Source organism: Caulobacter sp. 17J80-11, assembly GCF_014349105.1.
GTDB lineage: Bacteria > Pseudomonadota > Alphaproteobacteria > Caulobacterales > Caulobacteraceae > 17J80-11.
On sequence record NZ_JACSJI010000003.1, the window covers coordinates 119,340 to 136,217 of the forward strand.

Sequence of the window (16,878 nt, forward strand, 5' to 3'; positions counted from 1 at the left end):
CGTCAGAACAGGTCGCCTTGCCGCGTGTCGGGCTTGGCCGCCGGCTTGGGCGCGGGTTTGGCCGTGGGCTTAGGGGCGGGCGTCGGCGGCGCGGGCGGGGCCTCGCCGTCGACCACCGCGGCGCGGTCGCCGTCGTGGAAGACCAGGCGCACCGCTTCGCCGGCGGTCAGCTCGCCTGCGCCATGCGCCAGCGCGCCGTCCGCCTTGTGCACGCGGGCGAAGCCGCGCTTGAGCGGCCGGTTCGGGTCCAGCGAATTGCGCAGCTGGTCCAGCGAGGCCAGCCGGTCGGACGCCATGCGCAGGCGCCGACCGACAGCCGCCGCCATGCGTTCGTCCAGCTCCGGCAGGCGGGCGCGGCGCTCGGCGTTCTCGCGGGCGCGCAGGGCTGCGGAGTCCAGGCGGGACGACAGCTCGGCCAGCCGCTCGGCCTTCAGCCGGCGCGGGCGATCCAGCAGCCCCGGGGTGAGACGCGAGGCCCAGCGCAGCAGGTCGCGCTCGTGGGCGGCGGTGTTGCGCTCCAGCGCCGAGGCCAGACGGCCGGCGACCAGGTCGAAGCGCTGGCTGGCCATGGCCAGCAGGTCGGCCGGTCGCGGCAGGCCGCGAGCGGCGGCGTTGAGCCGATGGCGGCGGTCCTCCAGCGTGCGCGCGGCGCTGCGCATCAGCCGGCGCTCATAGTCGGCGGTGGCCGCCTTAAGTTCGGCCAGCACCGGCGTGGCCATTTCGGCGGCGCCGGTCGGCGTCGGGGCGCGACGATCGGAGACGTAGTCGATCAGGGTGGTGTCGGTCTCGTGCCCCACGGCCGAGATCAGCGGGATGCGCCCTTCTGCGACCGTGCGGGCCAACGCTTCGTCGTTGAACGGCCACAGGTCCTCGATCGAGCCGCCGCCGCGGGCGACGATCAGCACGTCGGGGCGCGGCACGGGCCCGCCCGTGGCCGGCAGGGCGTTGAAGCCGCGCACGGCGGCGGCCACCTGGGCGGCGGCCTGGTCGCCCTGCACGATCACCGGCCAGACCACCACGCGGCAGGGCCAGCGGTCGCGGATGCGGTGCAGGATGTCGCGGATCACCGCGCCGGTCGGACTGGTGATCACCCCGATGGTCGAGGGCATGCGCGGCAGCGGCCGCTTGTGCTCGGCGGCGAACAGCCCCTCGCCGTGCAGCTTGGCCTTCAGCCGCTCCAGCTGGGCCAGGAGCGCGCCCATGCCGGCGTGCTCCATGGTCTCGATGACGATCTGGTACTTGGACGAGGCCGGGAAGGTGGTGATCCGCCCGGTGACGATCACCTCCAGACCCTGCTCGGGCTGGGCCTTCAGGCCGCGGACCTGACCCTTCCAGATCACCCCGTCGATGCAGGCGCGTTCGTCCTTGATCGACAGATAGACGTGGCCGGAGGAGTGGCGGGTCACCTTCGACAGCTCGCCGCGCAGGCGCACGAAGCCGTAGGCGTCCTCCAGCGTGCGCTTCAGCGCCATCGCCAGTTCGGACACCGAGTAGGACGGCGCGTTGCCTTCGTTCTGCGGAGCTGAATCGACCAGGGACATCCCCGACCTATAGCGCATCGGAACGGGCCGTCGCGCCGCTCGTTCGATCCGCGAAAGGATCACCGCGTATGTCCCGCGTTCCGGAGCCGCTGTCCGAGCCTTCCCCGCCCCCGCATCCGCCCGCCGCGCCCGCAGAACTGCAGGCCGACCCGGCCGCCGCGCTCTCGGCCGACGAGATGGACGTCTTCGACCCCGCCGCCGGACTGACCGCCGACGAGATGGACACCTACGAGCCCGTCGAGCCGGCGCGGACGCCAGAACGGCGGCTGGGACCGGGCCTCGTCCTGCTGATGGTCGGGGCGGTGCTGCTGGTGGCGCTGGCGTTCACCTTCTTGAAGTGACGCGACCGCTTGACCGCGCACGCGACGCGGGCGAGACGCGGGGCATGAACATCCTCGTCGTCGGTTCCGGCGGCCGCGAACACGCGCTGGCCTGGAAGATCAAACAGTCCCCGCTGGTGAAGCGCCTGGTCGTGGCGCCCGGCAACCCAGGCATGGACCACCTGGCCGAGCTGCATCCGGTCAAGGCGACCGACGTCGACGGCCTGGTGGCGCTGGCGCGCGAGATGCGCGCCGACCTGGTGGTGGTGGGACCGGAAACCGCGCTGGAGACCGGACTGGCCGATCGTCTGGCCGCCGTCGGGATCCCCTGCTTCGGGCCGACCGCCAAGGCCGCGCAGCTGGAGACCTCCAAGGCCTTCACCAAGGCGTTCTGCGACCGGCACAACATCCCGACCGCGGCCTACGGCGTGTTCGAGGACGAAGCGCAGGCCAAGGCCTTCCTGTCCAACTTCCAGCCGCCCTACGTGATCAAGGCCGACGGCCTGGCCGCCGGCAAGGGCGTGGCCATCTCGCCGGACCGCCGCGACGCCGAGGCCGAGATCGAGGCCCGCATCGGCGGCCGCTTCGGCGGCGGCCCGGGCGCGCGGGTGGTGATCGAGGAGTTCATGGCCGGCGAGGAGGCCTCGCTGTTCGCCCTGTGCGACGGCGAGCGCGCCCTGCTGTTCGGCGGCGCCCAGGACCACAAGCGCGCCTTCGACGGCGACGCCGGCCCCAACACCGGCGGCATGGGCTCCTATTCGCCGACCTCGGCCTTCACCGACACGGTGGTCGAGGCGGCCCGCACGAAGATCGTCGAGCCGACCGTGCGGGGCATGGCGGCCGAGGGCGCGCCGTTCCGCGGCGTGCTCTACGCCGGCCTGATGATCGGCGAGGGCGGGCAGCCGCGGCTGGTCGAATACAACACCCGCTTCGGCGACCCGGAATGCCAGGTGCTGATGATGCGCCTGAAGAGCGACATCGTCCCGTTCCTGCATGCGGCCGCCACCGGCAACCTGGCCAAGGTCGGCCAGCCCCAATGGCGCCCCGAGGCGGCGGTCTGCGTGGTCATGGCCGCGCGCGGCTATCCGGACAGCCCGATCCCGGGCTCGGTGATCCGTGGGGCGGAGCAGGACTTCGGCCCCGACGTCACCGTCTTCCACGCCGGCACCAGCCGGCGCGCCGACGGCACGCTGACCGCGGCCGGCGGGCGCGTGCTGAACGTCTGCGCGCTGGGCGCCGACTTCGCCGAGGCGCGCAACAAGGCCTATGCGGCCGTGGGCCAGATCGACTGGCCGGGCGGCTTCTACCGCACCGACATCGGCTGGCGCGAGCTGGCGCGCCAGCGCTAGGTCAGGTTCACGCCGCCGCGAACAGCAGCCGCCCCTCGCCCAGGCGCGGGCGCAGGGTCTGCAGGTCGGCGCTGGCGGTGGCGAAGCAGCCGTAGCTGCGGCCCAGCTTTCCGTGCGTCTCCAGGTACGCCGGCTCGCAGTAGTCGGCGCCGTGGACGATGATCGCCCGGGCGCGCGCGGCCGAGTTGGTCGGGTCCAGGCCTTCCAGGATGGTGTTCGGGCCGTGCTTGGCCCCCATGCCCGGGCCGCCGGTGACGTACGCGCCGACCGACGAGGCGTGCGAGTCCGCCACGTTGGAGAACAGCCGCGCGAAGCCGCTGTGGTTCGGATCGGACCCCTGGCCGTGGGCGGTGCGGAAGCGGCGCACGTCGCCCGAGTGCATGTCCAGTTCGAACAGGCGCTGCTGGCTGGAGTGCTTGCTGAAATCGACCAGGTAGATCCGGTCGCGGTTGGTCAGGCTTCGGCCGTGACGCTCGTAGGCCTCCAGGCCGGCCTGGAGCAGCGGCTGGCGGATCCAGCCCTTGGGGTCGTAATTGGTCTGCGCCGCAGCCACGACGTTGAGCGTCGCGCGGGCCGGAGGCAGCACGGGCGCGGTCGGGGGCGGCGGGGCGGCCGCTTGCAGAACCGGAGACGGACGCCGACCGGCCGTCGCACAGGATCCGGCCAGGGCCGCGCACCCCAGGATCAGTCCTCGACGCGACAGGTCCATTTACAAACTCTCGAAAACGCTAAACTTTCGCTATTTGGGCGAGTCCTTTGGGCCAACGAAAGGCGCCCTTGGCGTCTGAGGCTGCGGCCTTATGCTGCACTTCGTATTGTTGGAGGGGATTCATGAAGCGTCTGATCGTCGCGGCCAGCCTGGCCGCCCTGTTGGGGACCGGCCCCGCTGCGTTCGCTCAAACTGCTCCGGCCGGAGCTAAGTTCATCCAGGTCGGTCGCCTGATGGCCGATCCGGCCACCGGGAAGGTCGAGACGAACAAGACTCTGGTGGTCGTGGACGGGAAGGTCGTGGAGATCCGCGACGGCTTCGTCGGCGAAGGCCAGGTCGTCGACCTGCGCGACAGCTTCGTCCTGCCGGGCCTGATCGACAGCCACGTGCACCTGACCAGCCAGCAGGGCGCCAACGCCCGCCTGGACGAGGTGACCCAGTCCTCCGCCGACCAGGCGATCATCGGCGCGGCCTACGCCGCCAAGACCCTGCGGGCCGGCTTCACCACCGTCGCGGACCTGGGCGCTGAGAACGACGCCATCTTCGCCCTGCGCGACGGCATCCGCGCCGGCAAGGTCCCGGGCCCGCGCATCCTGGCGGCCGGCTCGGCCATCACCCCGGACGGCGGCCACGCCGACGCCCACGGCTTCCGCGAAGACATCCTGCACGTCATCTCCTCGCCGACCGCCTGCTCGGGCGCCGACGAGTGCCGCAAGGCCGTGCGCATGCAGGTCAAGTACGGCGCGGACCTGATCAAGATCACCGCCACCGGCGGCGTGCTGTCCAACACCAAGGCGGGCCTGGGCCAGCAACTGGCCGACGACGAGCTGGTCGCCATTGTGGAAGCCGCCCACTCGCTGGGCCGCCGGGTGACCGCCCACGCCCACGGCGTCGACGGCATCAACGCCGCCCTGGCCGCCGGCGTGGACTCGATCGAGCACGGCACCTTCGCCGACGCGGAGTCGTTCAAGCTCTACAAGAAGAACGGCGCCTACCTGATCCCGACCCTGATGGCCGGCGACTTCGTCACCCGCGTCGCCAACAGCCCGAACAACTTCTTCTCGCCGGCCCAGACGGCCAAGGCCAGGGAAGCCGGGCCGAAGATGCTGGACATGGCCCGCCGCGCCCACGACGCCGGCATCAAGATCGCCTTCGGCACCGACTCCGGCGTCTCCGCCCACGGCGACAACGCCCAGGAGTTCGCCCTGCTGGTGAAGGCGGGCCTGAGCCCGCTGGAGGCCATCCAGGCCGCCACCGTGCGCGCCGCCGACCACCTGCAGATCTCCGACGAGGTCGGCGCCCTGAAGCCCGGCATGGCCGCCGACCTGGTGGCGGTGAAGGGCGATCCGCTGGCCGACGTCACCGTGCTGGAGCACGTCGCGTTCGTCATGAAGGGCGGCGAAATCTACAAGAACTGAGCTGGAAAAAGGTCGCCGCCTCGCTTGGGGTGAAGGGGCGGCGACCCCATATATTTCTTGTCGCCGAGGCCTCCAGGGGGCTTCGGCGGCGGCCCCCGAGGCGACCCAGCCTGCGGCGCCGCCGCGTCCCTTTCGGACGAGACGACACCACGACTTCGCCAGCTTCGAGCGGCTCCACTCTTAGAGAGGAGATGTGAGATGCTACGCGATCTCGCGCCCTGGACGCCTGAACGAAACCTCATCCCGCGTGGGATGGATTCCGTCCTGACGCTCAACAGGGAAATGACTCGCCTGTTCGAGCGCCTGGCCCGCGACGGTTTTGACCTCGCCTATCCTGCCTACGCCTACCGGGCGGACACTCCCGCCGCCTCGGTCTGGCCGCAGGTCGAGATTTACGAAGCCGAGACCGGCTACAAGGTCAGCGCCGAACTGCCCGGAGTCGACGAGAAGGATGTCGAAGTCCTGCTCGAAGACGACGGGACCCTGATGATCAGGGGCGACAAACACGTCGAACATGAAGGCGTCGGAGCCTTCAGCGAACGCATGTACGGGCATTTCGAACGCACCATCGCGCTCGGACCGGCCGTTGATGCCACCCGCTGCGGGGACGACTGCAAGGCGACCTTCAAGAACGGCGTCCTGACCGTCTTCATTCCGAAGGCGGCCGAGGCCTCCCAGTACCGGAAGATTCCGGTCAACGGGGCGGCCGACAAGCAAGCGGCCCCGGCCCCGCAAGGCGCCGAAGCCGAAACGGCCGCGCCTTTCCGTAAGGCGGCGTGACCGTCAAGCCGGCGGCGAAATCTCCGCAAGGAGCGCCTTCGCCGCCGGTTCGTCGTCGAAGCGCGCGCGGATACGCCAGGGGCTCACCCGCGCGCGCCAGCGGGGCGGCAGTCGCACCCAATCCTTTTCCGTCGTCACCAGCCCGGCGCCTGACGCCTCAGCGCGCCCGGCGAGGCGCTTCAGCGTGACCTCGTCGTAGGCGGCGTGGTCGGGGAACGGCTCGAAGGCGACCAGCTCCGCGCCGGCGGTGGTGATTGCGCGCTCGAACTTCCACGGCTTGGCGATGCCGGCGAAGCCGACCAGCGGCCCGGGCGGCGGCGGGGCGGCCTGCTCCAGCCGCGCGACCAGCACCGGCTTGCCGACGAACATTTCCAGCAGTTCCGGGTCGGGCGCGGCGAGGTCGGCCGGCAGCAGCACGATCACCGCGTCGGCGCGGGCGAGGCCCGCGGCCAGCGGCTCGCGCATCGGGCCGACCGGGAACACCGAGCCGTCGCCGAACGGCCACTCGCCGCCGCGGGTCTCGCCATCCACGACCACCAGAGACAGGGTCTTCCTCAGCGTCGGGTTCTGATGGGCGTCGTCCAGCACCAGCGCCCGCGCGCCGGCCGCGACCGCCGCCTCCGCGCCGGCGGCGCGGTCGCGGGCGATCCAGTAGGCGCCGTCGCCGGCGAGCATCAGGGGCTCGTCGCCGACCTCGGCCGCGCGGTGGACGGCCGGATCGACGCGCAGCGGGCCGGCCTCGCTGCCGCCGTAGCCGCGCGACAGGCCGTGCGCCTCGACGCCGGCATCGCGGAGCAGGCGCAGGATTTCGCGCGCGATCGGGGTCTTGCCCGAGCCGCCGACCGTCAGGTTGCCGATCGAGATCACCGGCGCGCCGGGATCGACGGGGACGGCGCGCGCGATCTTGCGGGCGGTGACTCCGGCCCACAGCCACGACAGAGGCGTCAGCAGCCGCCGCGCGGCCGGCGCGCCCTGGCGCGCGTACCACCAGCGCGGCGTCGACAGGTTCATGCCGGAAGCAGGCGCGCCAGCGCGGCGTAGGCGCGGTCGGCGACGTCGGCGCGGCTGTCGGCCAGGCCGCGGGCGCGGGCGGCGCGGGCGCGGGCGTCCTTGGGCGCGTCGAGGTCGTCGGCCCAGGCGTCGCCCAGGCTGACCACGCCGGCCACCGTCTTCAGCGCCCGGGCCGCTTCGAAGTCGCGGAACACCGCCGCCCAGTTGTCGACGTAGGGGCCGGACATGAACGGGCAGTCCAGCCGGGCTGGCTCCAGCGGGTTGTGGCCGCCGACGTCGGGGACCAGGCCGCCCCCGACCAGGGCGGTGCGCGCCAGCCGGAACCAGAGGCCGAGCTCGCCGAGGGTGTCGGCGACGTAGACCTCGGCCTCGGCCGCGGGCGGCTCCTGGGCGGCGCGGCGGCGGGCCTCGTAACCGAGCTCGCGGGCCGCGGCGACGATCTCCGCGCCGCGCACCGGGTGGCGGGGCACGATCACCAGCAGCGGCCGGTCGGGGCGCTGCTTGAGCGCCTTGAAGGCCTTCAGGACAATGTCCTCTTCGCCGGGGTGGGTGCTGGCGGCCAGCACCACGGGGCGGTCGCCGATCTCGGCGCGCAGGCGTTCCAGGGCGTCCGGATCGGCGGGCAGGGGTTCGCCGGCGTACTTCAGGTTCAGCCGGCCGTCGTCGCGGGCGCCCAGCGCGCTCAGGCGGCGGGCGGCGTCGACGTCCTGCGGCAGGACCAGGTCGAAGGCGCCGAGCAGTTCGCGCGCGGCCTGCGGGAACAGCGACCAGTTGCGCTGACTGGATTCCGACAGCCGGGCCGAGATCAGGGCCAGCCGCGCGCCGCGGGCCTTGGCGCCCAGGATCAGGTTCGGCCACAGCTCGCTCTCGACGAAGCCGACGACCGTGGGGCGCCAGTGGTCCAGGAAGCGGTCGGCCACGCCCGAGGCGTCGACCGGGGCGAACTGGTGGATCACGCCTTCGGGCAGGCGCTTGGCCAGCAGTTCGGCCGATGTGACCGTGCCGGAGGTCACCAGCACCGAGACGTCCGGGCGTTCGCGGGTCAGGCGCTCGACCAGGGGCAGGTGCGACAGGCTCTCGCCGACGCTGGCCCCGTGCAGCCACACGAGCGGGCCTTCGGGGCGCGGGCGGCTGGCGTAGCCCAGCCGTTCGGTCAGGCGCGCCGGATCCTCCTTGCCGCGCCGGGCGCGGTCGCGCAGCACCGCCCCGACCAACGGTTCGAGGGGAGCGGTCAGGCTCCGATAGGCGCGCAGGGCGACCGTCACGCCGCCAGCTCCTCGGCCCGGTCGGTGACGCGGGTGAGCCGCGCCGACCAGGCGCGCCGCAGCTCGTCCAGGTCGGCGTCGCGCGGGGCGATCACCGGGTCTTCCCAGACCACGACGCCGCGCGAGAACGGCAGCGGCACGACCGAGCGGTCCCAGGTGCCCAGGCGAATGGCCGGGTTACAGGCCACCCCGAACATCAGCACCGGCGCGCCGGAGGTCTTGGCCAGCATGGCGGCGCCTTCGGCCATCTCCTCGGCCGGGCCGCGCGGGCCGTCCGGCGTGATCGCGACCGCGCCGCCGTTCTTCAGCCAGCGCAGCAGTTCGCGGAAGGCCGCGCCGCCACCCTTGGCCTTGTCCGTCGCCGTCTTCTTCATCGACGAGCCGCGCACCGCCGGGAACCCCAGCTTCTCCATCGCCCGGGCGAAGAACTCGCCATCGGGCGACATGGACACCAGGGCGCGGATCTCCTGTCCGCGCGAGTGGTCCCAGACCGCCGGCCCCAGCGCCACGCGGGAATGCCAGAACAGCACGATCACCGGCCCGCCGGACGCCCACACGCGCTCGACCGCGGCGCGGTTCTCGTGGCTCCAGCGGATGGTCACGAAGCAGAGCTTGAGCCAGGAATAGAAGACCCAGGACAGCACGGCCTGGACCCAGGGATGACGCATAGGACGCTTCACGAGGCGGCGCTCTCCACCGGGGTGTCCAGGCTCTGGCTCTTGGCCAGGCGGGCGTAAAGGCCGCCCTTGCGGGCGAGGGCGGCGTGGGAGCCCTGTTCGACCACGCGACCGGCTTCGATCACGTAAATGCGGTCGGCGTTGCGCACGGTCGACAGGCGGTGGGCGATCAGCAGGGTGGTGCGGCCCTGCATCAGACGCTCCAGCGCCTCCTGCACGCGCGCCTCGCTCTCGGTGTCGAGCGCGCTGGTGGCCTCGTCGAGCAGCAGGATGGGCGCGTTCTTCAGGAAGGCGCGGGCGATGGCGATGCGCTGGCGCTGGCCGCCCGAAAGCCGTCCGCCAGCCTCGCCGACCGGGGTGTCGTACCCCTTCGGGAGGGCCTCGATGAACTCGTGCGCGGCGGCCGCCTTGGCCGCCTCGACCACGGCTTCGAACGGCGCGTCGGGGCGGGCGTAGGCGATGTTGGCGCGGATGGTGTCGTCGAACAGGAACGGCTCCTGGGTGACCAGCGCGATCCTGTCCCGCAGCGAAGCCAGCTCGACCTGGCGCACGTCCAGGTCGTTGATCAGCACCCGGCCGGAGACCGCGTCGTAGAAGCGCGGGATCAGGTTCAGCACCGTGCTCTTGCCGCCGCCCGAGGGACCGACCAGGGCGATGGTCTCGCCGGGGCGCGCCTCGAGCGTGACGCCGCGAAGGATCGGGGCGTCCTCGTGATAGGCGAAGCCGACGTCCTCGAAGCGGACCGAGCAGGGGCCGGGCGGCAGGGCCGTGGCCCCGGCCGCGCTGCTGATCTCGGGTTCGACGTCCAGCGCGTCGAACATGCGCTGCGCAGCGGTCAGGCCTTCGGCCAGCACGGTTTGCAGATTGGCGAGTTGGCGCAGGGCCTGGGAGGCCATGGCCAGGGCGGTGATAAAGAAGGTGAACTTGCCGGGGTTCATCGCCCCGCTTTCGGCCCGCCAGCCGCAGTAGAGCAGGACGGCGGCGGTCACCACCATCATCAGCGCCTCGGTCACCGGCGCGGACAGAGCGCGGGAATCGGCGCCCTTGATGATGTGGGTCTGGCGGCGTTCGACCACGTCGGCGACCCGCTGCTCTTCATAAGCCTCGCGGTTCTCGATCTTGACGATTTTCACCCCGTCCAGGCTCTCCATGATCGCCGTGGACAGGTTGGAGGTCTCGGCCATGGCGCCCACCGCGGCCTTCTTGGTCTGCTTCTGGAACGTCTGGATCACCCATCCGGCCACCGGGGCGACCACCAGGACCAAGCCCGCCAGCAGCGGGTCCTTGTAGAGCATGGCCCCGACCACCGCGATCAGGGTCAGGGCCTGCTGGGTGTAATTGACCACGCCGTTGGTGAAGGCTTCGCGGATCAGGTTGGCGTCGTAGAGCACCGACGAGACGTGCGCGCCGGAGTGGGCGCTTCGCAGGCGCGACAGGTCGGCGTGCACCAGCTTGCCGAACAGCTGGATCTGCACGACGCCGACGATCCGGTGCCCCATCCGGTTGACGATGCGGGCCTGGATCACCTGGGCTACGGTGCGCGCCAGCGCGAGGCCGACGACCGTCAGCGGGATGATCACGAGCGCGCGCGCGTTCCGGTCTTCGCCCATCAGCTGGTTGACGGCGGGCTCGAGCACGGTCGCGAGCTTGGCGGTCAAGCCGGCCACGGCCGCGGCGCACAGCAGCGAAAACAGCAGCAGCGGCCAACGCGGCTTCAGATAATCGCGCCAAATCCGCCCCAGCAGGGGACGCGCGCTTTCGGAATCTTTCGCCGTCGCGGCGGAGCTGGTCATGTGCGTTCGGTCGGATGCGGCGGCTGCGAAGTCAAGCCGCGCTTTTCAAAGCGGGTTCAGGGCCCTAGGTAGGCGCGGCCGCAGCACGGCCGGAGATGACGTTTTGGCGCGTTACGACCTTTCCACGCCGCAGGGGCGGTTCAAGGCCCAGTGGGACTTCATCTGGGGCGACCATGCGTTCCTGCGCGTGGGCTTCCAGAACGCCCACTGGATCGGAAAGGACCTGGTGCGCACCAACCAGCCCTGGCCGTTCCAGCTGAAGCGCTGGGCCGACAAGGGGATCCGCACGGTCCTGAACCTGCGCGGCACCTTCCCGGACGTCGCCTACTACGCGCTGGAGAAGGACGCCTGCGAGCAGTTCGGCCTGAAGATGGTCGATTTCAAGATCGGCTCGCGCGAGGCGCCGTCGCGCCAGCGCATTCTGGGCGCGCGCGACCTGTTCGCGCAGTTGGAGTACCCGGTGCTGATGCACTGCAAGTCCGGCGCGGACCGGGCCGGCATCATGAGCGTGCTGTACCGGCACTTCCATCTCGGCCAGCCGATCGAGATCGCCATGACCGAGCTCAGCCTTGAGAAGCTGCATGTGAAGCAGGGCAAGACCGGCGTGCTGGACTACGTGTTCACCCGCTACCTGACCGAGGGCAAGCCGGCCGGCCTGAGCTTCGTCGAGTGGGTCGAGAGCGACGCCTACGATCCGGTCGCGATCAAGAAGGATTTCCACGCCCAGTGGTGGGGGAACCTGATCACCGAAGGGGTGCTGCGCCGCGAGTAGGGCCTAGAACTAAATGCGATCCACTTGGATCGGATTTAGTTCGGGAAGACTTTGAGTGAGCGCATTTTCTTCGCCGAACCGGCCTCCACTTCGGCGGAAAATGCGCTAGCGGCCGGCCTGAATCAGTCGCCGTCGCCGACGTCGTTCGGGTCCTGCGCGCCGCCCTTGGCCTTGGTGGCCAGGACCAGCAGCAGCAGGACCACGAGCAAGCCCGCCATTCCGATCAGAATGATGGTCGTCATGAGCGTTCCCCGGACTCGCCCACGAGGGAGGCTCTCACGGGCGGCTTACGCCCGCAAGGCGAGTCGGAGACCGGCGTTATTCCGAGTCGTGCGTCGGGTCCAGAAGCCGGTGGGCGTGGATCACGAAATAGCGCATCAGCGCGTTGTCGACGGTGGCCTGCGCCTTGGCCTTCCAGGCGCGGCGCGCCTCGTCGTAGGTCGGATAGGCGCCGACGAACTCGACCTTCGACAGGTCGCGGAATTCGGAGCCGGCGACGTCCTTGAGTTCGCCGCCGATGACGATGTGCAGAAGCTGTTTGGAAGCCATGGTTCGCTCGCTGGAGACGCGCCGAGCCGGACCGGCGGACGCGCTATTCGGGCAGGCTGATAGGCGCGCAGCGGGACAAGATCAACGGGTGCACGCCCGGGGCGGCGCAGACCAGGCTGGGCTGGGCCGGCACGGGCTGGTTGAAGCGGAACGGTCGTCCGCGGTGGTCGGTGGTGATCGCGCCGGCTTCTGCGGCGATCAGCGCGCCCGCGGCGACGTCCCAGTCGTGCTTGGGCGACAGGGCGACGGCGGCGTCGAAGGCGCCGGCCGCCACCAGCGCCATGCGGTAGGCGATGGAATTTCGCTTCTCAAAGCGCATGGCCGGCCAGGGATCGGCCCAGATGTCCCGCTCAAACAGCTTGGCGTCGGCCAGCATGGCCGCGTCTTCCAGGCTGTCGGCGTCCGAGGCCCGGATCGGCTGGCCGTTGCGCCGCGCGCCCTGGCCCGCGGCCGCCTCGTAGAGCTCGTCCAGGGCCGGGGCGTAGACCACGGCGGCGACCGGCTGCTCGTCCTCGACGACGGCCAGGGCCACGGTCCACCACGGCTTGCCCTTCATGAAGGCCACGGTGCCGTCGATCGGGTCGACCACGAACAGCCGCCGCCGCGAGAGGCGGGCGGGGTCGTCCGCCGTCTCCTCCGACAGCCAGCCGTAGTCCGGCCGGGCGGCCAGCAGGATGTCGTGCAGGCGCTTGTCGACCGCGAGATCGGCGTCGGTCACCGGCGAGCCGCCGGACTTCGACCAGATCTTCAGGCCGCGTTCCCGGTGCTCGCGCGCGATCCGGCCCGCCTCCAGGGCCGCGTCCCGGAGCAGGACCAGGTCGTCGGTCATCGGCCGGCGATGGCGATCGCGTCGGCCATCAGCGACGGCGAATTGGTCGAGCCGCGGAACTCCAGGTCCGAGCCCGGGATCAGCCGGCCGTACACGTCGACCAGGTTGCCGGCGATGGTGATCTCGGTGACCGGATAGGCCGGCTCGCCGCCCTCGAACCAGTAGCCCGACACGCCGGCCGACCAGTCGCCGGTGTTGGCGTTCAGCGACGGGCCGAACATGGCGGTGACCAGGAGGCCCGAGCCGGCGTCTCGCATCAGGCCGCTCAGGTCCAGCTTGCCGGGCGTGACGTGCAGGTTGTGGGTCGACACCCCCGGCGGTCCCGCCAGGCCGCGCGTGGCGTGTCCGGTCGAGGTCATGCCCAGCTGGGCGGCGGCCGAGCAGTTCAGCAGCCAGGTGGTCAGCACGCCGTCTTCGATGATGGAGCGCTTCTCCACCCGAACGCCCTCGTCGTCGAAGGGGGCGGAGGACAGGCCGCGCGGCCGGAACGGGTCGTCGACGACCTGGAAGCCGGGGGCGAACACCCGCTGGCCCAGCTTGTCCTTCAGGAAGGAGGTGCCGCGCGCCACGGCCGGGCCGGAAATGGCGCCGACCAGGGCCGACAGCATGCCGGCGGCGATGCGGTTCTCGATGATCACCGGCGCGGTGCAGCTGGCGATCTTGCGCGCGCCCAGGCGCTTGACCGCCCGTTCGCCCGCGTCGCGGCCGATGGCCTCGGCCGAGGGCAGGTCGCCGAGGTTACGGGCCGTGCGGCCCTCGCCGGCGCGCTCCATGCCGTTCTCGTCGGAGGCGATGACGCTGGCCGACAGCGAGAAGGCGCTGCCGCGGTGCGCGCCTTCGAAGCCGGTGGAGGTGACAAGCCGCCAGGCGCCGGTCGACCAGGACGAGGAGGCGCCGTCCGAATTGCTGACGCCCTGCACCGCGCGCGCCGCGGCCTCGGCGGCCAGCGCCTGGGCTTCCATCTGCTCGGGCGACAGCTCGGTCGGATCGTAGAGGTCGAGGTCCGGGTGAGGGCCGCGCGCCAGCAGCTCCTCCGGCGCCAGGCCGGCGTAGGGATCTTCCGGCGCGAGCTTGGCCATGGCCACGGCCCGCTCCACCAGCCGGCTGCGCGTGGCGGGCGAGAGGTCGGAGGCGGAGACGGTCGCCTGGCGGCGGCCCATGAACACCCGAAGGCCCAGGTCGCGGGACTCTTCGCGCTCGACCTCCTCCAGTTCGCCGAGTCGGGTGGTGACCGACAGCGCCTGGCGTTCGGAGACCACGGCCTCGGCGGCGTCGGCGCCGGCCTTGCGCGCGGCGGCGATCACCTCGTGAAGGAGGGCGGAATGTTCTTCGGACATAGGGCGACGGATATGACCGACCCCCGGTCTGCGGGCAAGCCGGGCCGTCAGCCCATGCCGTAGAACAGCAGGCAGACCGCGGCCATCAGCCAGGCGATCCAGGTCAGGATCATGCCGACGCTGCGGCCGAGCGAGGTGCCGGCGCTCAGGCTGAGGCCGACGCCGTGCGCGACCCGGCCGAAGAACAGGATCGCGCCCACGACGTGAACGATGGCCGGATGCGCGCCGGCCAGGGCCAGGATGGCCAGGGCGGCCAGGCCGGCGGGGATGTACTCGCTGGCGTTGCCGAAGGCGCGCAGCGCGCGGACCAGCTCGGGCACGCCGTCGTCGCCGACCGCGACGCGATGCCGGCGGCGCTGGCGCGTGACGAGCACCGACAGGACCAGCAGCACCAGCAGGTTCAGCCCGGCCCACAACGCAGCCGCACCGCCCGCCGGGATCAAGACGTCCATCGTCGACCTCAAGTCACCAAACGGGCGCATAAGGCCAAGCTTCGGACGCCGCCGCAAGGCGACTCCAGTCTAGAACTTGATGAGGCCCTGCTCGTGGGCGCGTTGCAGGGCCGCGCGGCCTTCCTGCTGGACCTGCGGCAGCCACCGGCTCAGCGCCGCGCACCGGTTGGCCGGCGGCTTGGGCCGATCGGACCAGGCCAGCTGCAGGGTGTCGGCCAGATAGTCGCCGACCGCCTCCTGGCGCATCCGCTCGCCGCCGCCCTTGGCCAGCGAGCTCATGGTGGCGAGCTCGAGCGCGGCCACCGCGCCCGCCTGCAGCACCTCGGTCTTGGGCAGGTCGCAGGCGTAGGCGTCGGCGATCGCCACCGACCATTTGGCCACCGCGGTGTCGACCTGCTGCTCGGATGGGCGACCGGCGAAGAAGGCCCCGGTCTGGCCGTGCGAAGCCGCGGTCGCATAGTGCACCTGCGGCAGGTCGCCGGGCGTGTAGGCGCACGCGCCGAGCGCGAGCGCGAGGAGCAGCGCCCCCGTGGGGCCGGGGCGGCGAGGAGCGGTCATGAGCGTCGGCCTCCTTCCGGCGAACGCCCCGATAACTCCGCGGTCGCCGCCCGGCTCCCGACGGCGGCCGGAATTCGTCAGCCGGCCGGGGCGGGCGCGACCTCAGCGGCGACCGGCTGGTCGAGCTTCTTGCGCAATTGCAGGCGCAGCAGGCCGATGCTCAGCAGCGCCTGCATGAACACCGAGGCGACCGACAGCTTCCAGAAGGTCTCGAGCGGCACGCCCGGCTGGTGCGTCAGCCACAGGGCCGGCGCCACGAAGGTCAGCAGGCGGCTGGCGCTGCTGAAGAAGGCCGGCCGGGTGTCGCCCAGCGCCTGGAACATGCCCGAGCAGGTGAACACCAGCCCGGTCGCCACGAAGTTCCACGAGGCTATGCGCAGGAAGGCGGCGGCCACCGCGGCGGCCTGCGGCTCCTGGACGAACGGGCGGACCAGCAGCTCGGGGCTGATCTGGCAGAGCAGGGTCAGGCCGACCATGATCGCGCCGCCGATCAGGGCCGACTGGCGGAACGTCTCGCGCACGCGCGCGGCCTGGCGGGCGCCGAAGTTCTGGCCGGCGATCGGGGCGGCGGCGAAGGCCACCGCCATGGCCGGCAGGAAGATCGACTGCATCACCCGGCTGCCGACGCCGAAGCCGGCCTGGGCGTGGGCGCCGTAGTCGCGGATCACGGCGTAGACCACGCTGGCGATCACCGCCATCAGCAGGAACTCGCCGCCGGACGGCAGGCCGATGCCCAGGATGCGGCTCCAGGTCTTGAGCTGCGGCTTGATCTCGGCCCGCTCGAGCTTGAGGCGCGACTGCATGCGGGTGAACAGCAGCAGGGTGACCGCCAGCGCGGCCGCGACCGCGATGGTGCTGGCCAGACCCGCGCCGGCCACGCCCATCGGACGGCCGGTGCCCCAGCCGGCGATCAGCACCGGCGCGAGGGCGGCGTTCACCGCCACCGAGCCGGTCTGGATCATCATCGGCGGACCGGCCACGCCGGCGGCGCGCAGGGCCGTGCCGAGCGCGGCCATGGGGAACATCAGGGCCAGCGACGGCAGGAAGAACGTCAGATAGCTGCGGCCGGCGGCGACGGTTTCCGCGTCGGCGCCCAGCGCGCCGAGCGCGATCGGGCCGAGGCTGTAGCCCAGCACCAGCACCAGCAGGCTCGTGCACAGCGACATGCCGACCGTCTGGTTGAAGACCCTGCCGGCGTCTGCGTCGTCCTTGCGGCCCAGCGCCTGGGAGATGAGGGCCAGGGCGCCGACCGCGATGGTCTGGCTCAGGGCCATCACCACCATCCAGGCCGGGCCGGCGGTGCTGACGCCCGCGATGGCGTGCTCGCCGAGGTGCGAGACGAAGTAGAGGTCGACCAGGAAGTACAGCGTCTGCACGATCATGCCGACGCCGATGAACGCCGCCATGCCGAGCAGATGGCGGGTGATGGAGCCTTGGGTCAGGTCACGCATGGAGAGGCCGCCCCCCCGCGGCCGAACAGCAAAGTCGGGCGAGACGGTGCGCCTGCGCCGTCCCGCG

At 71.6% G+C, this 16,878-nt stretch carries 17 protein-coding genes; 5 read left to right on the forward strand and 12 right to left on the reverse strand.

The window, feature by feature from the left end; genetic code table 11:
* Positions 1–2: 2 nt before the first annotated feature.
* Positions 3–1,541, reverse strand: coding sequence for an exodeoxyribonuclease VII large subunit (xseA, locus tag H8B08_RS04615; RefSeq protein ID WP_187449031.1), 1,539 nt, complete (start codon positions 1,539–1,541; stop codon positions 3–5).
* 68 nt (positions 1,542–1,609) lie between these two features.
* Here xseA and H8B08_RS04620 point away from each other — a divergent pair, with 68 nt between their 5' ends.
* Both H8B08_RS04620 and purD read left to right on the forward strand, forming a co-directional pair.
* Positions 1,610–1,882, forward strand: coding sequence for a hypothetical protein (locus H8B08_RS04620; protein ID WP_187449032.1), 273 nt, complete (start codon positions 1,610–1,612; stop codon positions 1,880–1,882).
* A 44-nt stretch (positions 1,883–1,926) separates the two neighbouring features.
* Entirely contained in the window at positions 1,927–3,210 is a 1,284-nt protein-coding gene (purD, locus tag H8B08_RS04625) for a phosphoribosylamine--glycine ligase (protein WP_187449033.1), read from the forward strand.
* A gap of 7 nt (positions 3,211–3,217) precedes the next feature.
* On the opposite strand, the gene H8B08_RS04630 is transcribed toward purD, so the two are convergent.
* Positions 3,218–3,919, reverse strand: coding sequence for a murein L,D-transpeptidase catalytic domain family protein (locus H8B08_RS04630; RefSeq protein WP_187449034.1), 702 nt, complete (start codon positions 3,917–3,919; stop codon positions 3,218–3,220).
* A gap of 122 nt (positions 3,920–4,041) precedes the next feature.
* Between H8B08_RS04630 and H8B08_RS04635 the strand changes: the two genes are divergently transcribed.
* Together H8B08_RS04635 and H8B08_RS04640 are read left to right on the forward strand one after the other, a co-directional pair.
* Positions 4,042–5,337: an amidohydrolase family protein gene (locus tag H8B08_RS04635; protein ID WP_187449035.1), complete on the forward strand. Its 1,296-nt coding sequence runs from the start codon at positions 4,042–4,044 to the stop codon at positions 5,335–5,337.
* A gap of 282 nt (positions 5,338–5,619) precedes the next feature.
* The gene (locus tag H8B08_RS04640; protein ID WP_187449036.1) at positions 5,620–6,117 is read left to right on the forward strand and encodes an Hsp20/alpha crystallin family protein; all 498 of its coding nucleotides are present in this window, start codon (positions 5,620–5,622) and stop codon (positions 6,115–6,117) included.
* Positions 6,118–6,120: 3 nt separating this feature from the next.
* Here H8B08_RS04640 and lpxK read toward each other — a convergent pair whose 3' ends face one another.
* The 4 genes from lpxK to H8B08_RS04660 are packed head-to-tail and all read right to left on the reverse strand — an operon-like array spanning position 6,121 to position 10,863.
* Positions 6,121–7,128 (reverse strand): tetraacyldisaccharide 4'-kinase, encoded by a 1,008-nt coding sequence (gene lpxK, locus H8B08_RS04645; RefSeq protein WP_187449037.1) that lies wholly within the window; start codon positions 7,126–7,128, stop codon positions 6,121–6,123.
* Complete coding sequence (locus H8B08_RS04650; RefSeq protein ID WP_187449038.1) at positions 7,125–8,393, reverse strand: glycosyltransferase N-terminal domain-containing protein; 1,269 nt, start codon at positions 8,391–8,393, stop codon at positions 7,125–7,127. Before H8B08_RS04650 ends, lpxK begins: the two co-directional genes overlap by 4 nt.
* Positions 8,390–9,061, reverse strand: a complete 672-nt coding sequence (locus H8B08_RS04655) for a lysophospholipid acyltransferase family protein (protein ID WP_187449039.1) — start codon at positions 9,059–9,061, stop codon at positions 8,390–8,392. Before H8B08_RS04655 ends, H8B08_RS04650 begins: the two co-directional genes overlap by 4 nt.
* Before the next feature lie 8 nt (positions 9,062–9,069).
* The gene (locus H8B08_RS04660) at positions 9,070–10,863 is read right to left on the reverse strand and encodes an ABC transporter ATP-binding protein (protein ID WP_187449040.1); all 1,794 of its coding nucleotides are present in this window, start codon (positions 10,861–10,863) and stop codon (positions 9,070–9,072) included.
* Between the two features lie 103 nt (positions 10,864–10,966).
* Between H8B08_RS04660 and H8B08_RS04665 the strand changes: the two genes are divergently transcribed.
* Positions 10,967–11,635, forward strand: coding sequence for a protein tyrosine phosphatase (locus H8B08_RS04665; protein ID WP_187449041.1), 669 nt, complete (start codon positions 10,967–10,969; stop codon positions 11,633–11,635).
* A gap of 318 nt (positions 11,636–11,953) precedes the next feature.
* Here H8B08_RS04665 and H8B08_RS04670 read toward each other — a convergent pair whose 3' ends face one another.
* The 6 genes from H8B08_RS04670 to H8B08_RS04695 all read right to left on the reverse strand — a co-directional run bounded on the left by H8B08_RS04670 (position 11,954) and on the right by H8B08_RS04695 (position 16,811).
* The gene (locus H8B08_RS04670; RefSeq protein WP_187449042.1) at positions 11,954–12,184 is read right to left on the reverse strand and encodes a DUF4170 domain-containing protein; all 231 of its coding nucleotides are present in this window, start codon (positions 12,182–12,184) and stop codon (positions 11,954–11,956) included.
* 43 nt (positions 12,185–12,227) lie between these two features.
* Positions 12,228–13,013 (reverse strand): 3'(2'),5'-bisphosphate nucleotidase CysQ, encoded by a 786-nt coding sequence (locus H8B08_RS04675; RefSeq protein ID WP_187449043.1) that lies wholly within the window; start codon positions 13,011–13,013, stop codon positions 12,228–12,230.
* The gene (locus H8B08_RS04680) at positions 13,010–14,350 is read right to left on the reverse strand and encodes a TldD/PmbA family protein (RefSeq protein WP_187449044.1); all 1,341 of its coding nucleotides are present in this window, start codon (positions 14,348–14,350) and stop codon (positions 13,010–13,012) included. Before H8B08_RS04680 ends, H8B08_RS04675 begins: the two co-directional genes overlap by 4 nt.
* Positions 14,351–14,397: 47 nt before the next feature.
* Positions 14,398–14,802, reverse strand: a complete 405-nt coding sequence (locus tag H8B08_RS04685; protein ID WP_187449045.1) for an MAPEG family protein — start codon at positions 14,800–14,802, stop codon at positions 14,398–14,400.
* 69 nt (positions 14,803–14,871) lie between these two features.
* The gene (locus H8B08_RS04690; RefSeq protein ID WP_187449046.1) at positions 14,872–15,360 is read right to left on the reverse strand and encodes a hypothetical protein; all 489 of its coding nucleotides are present in this window, start codon (positions 15,358–15,360) and stop codon (positions 14,872–14,874) included.
* A 77-nt stretch (positions 15,361–15,437) separates the two neighbouring features.
* On the reverse strand, positions 15,438–16,811 hold the full coding sequence (locus tag H8B08_RS04695) for an MATE family efflux transporter (RefSeq protein WP_187449047.1): 1,374 nt from the start codon (positions 16,809–16,811) through the stop codon (positions 15,438–15,440).
* Between the last annotated feature and the right edge of the window lie 67 nt (positions 16,812–16,878).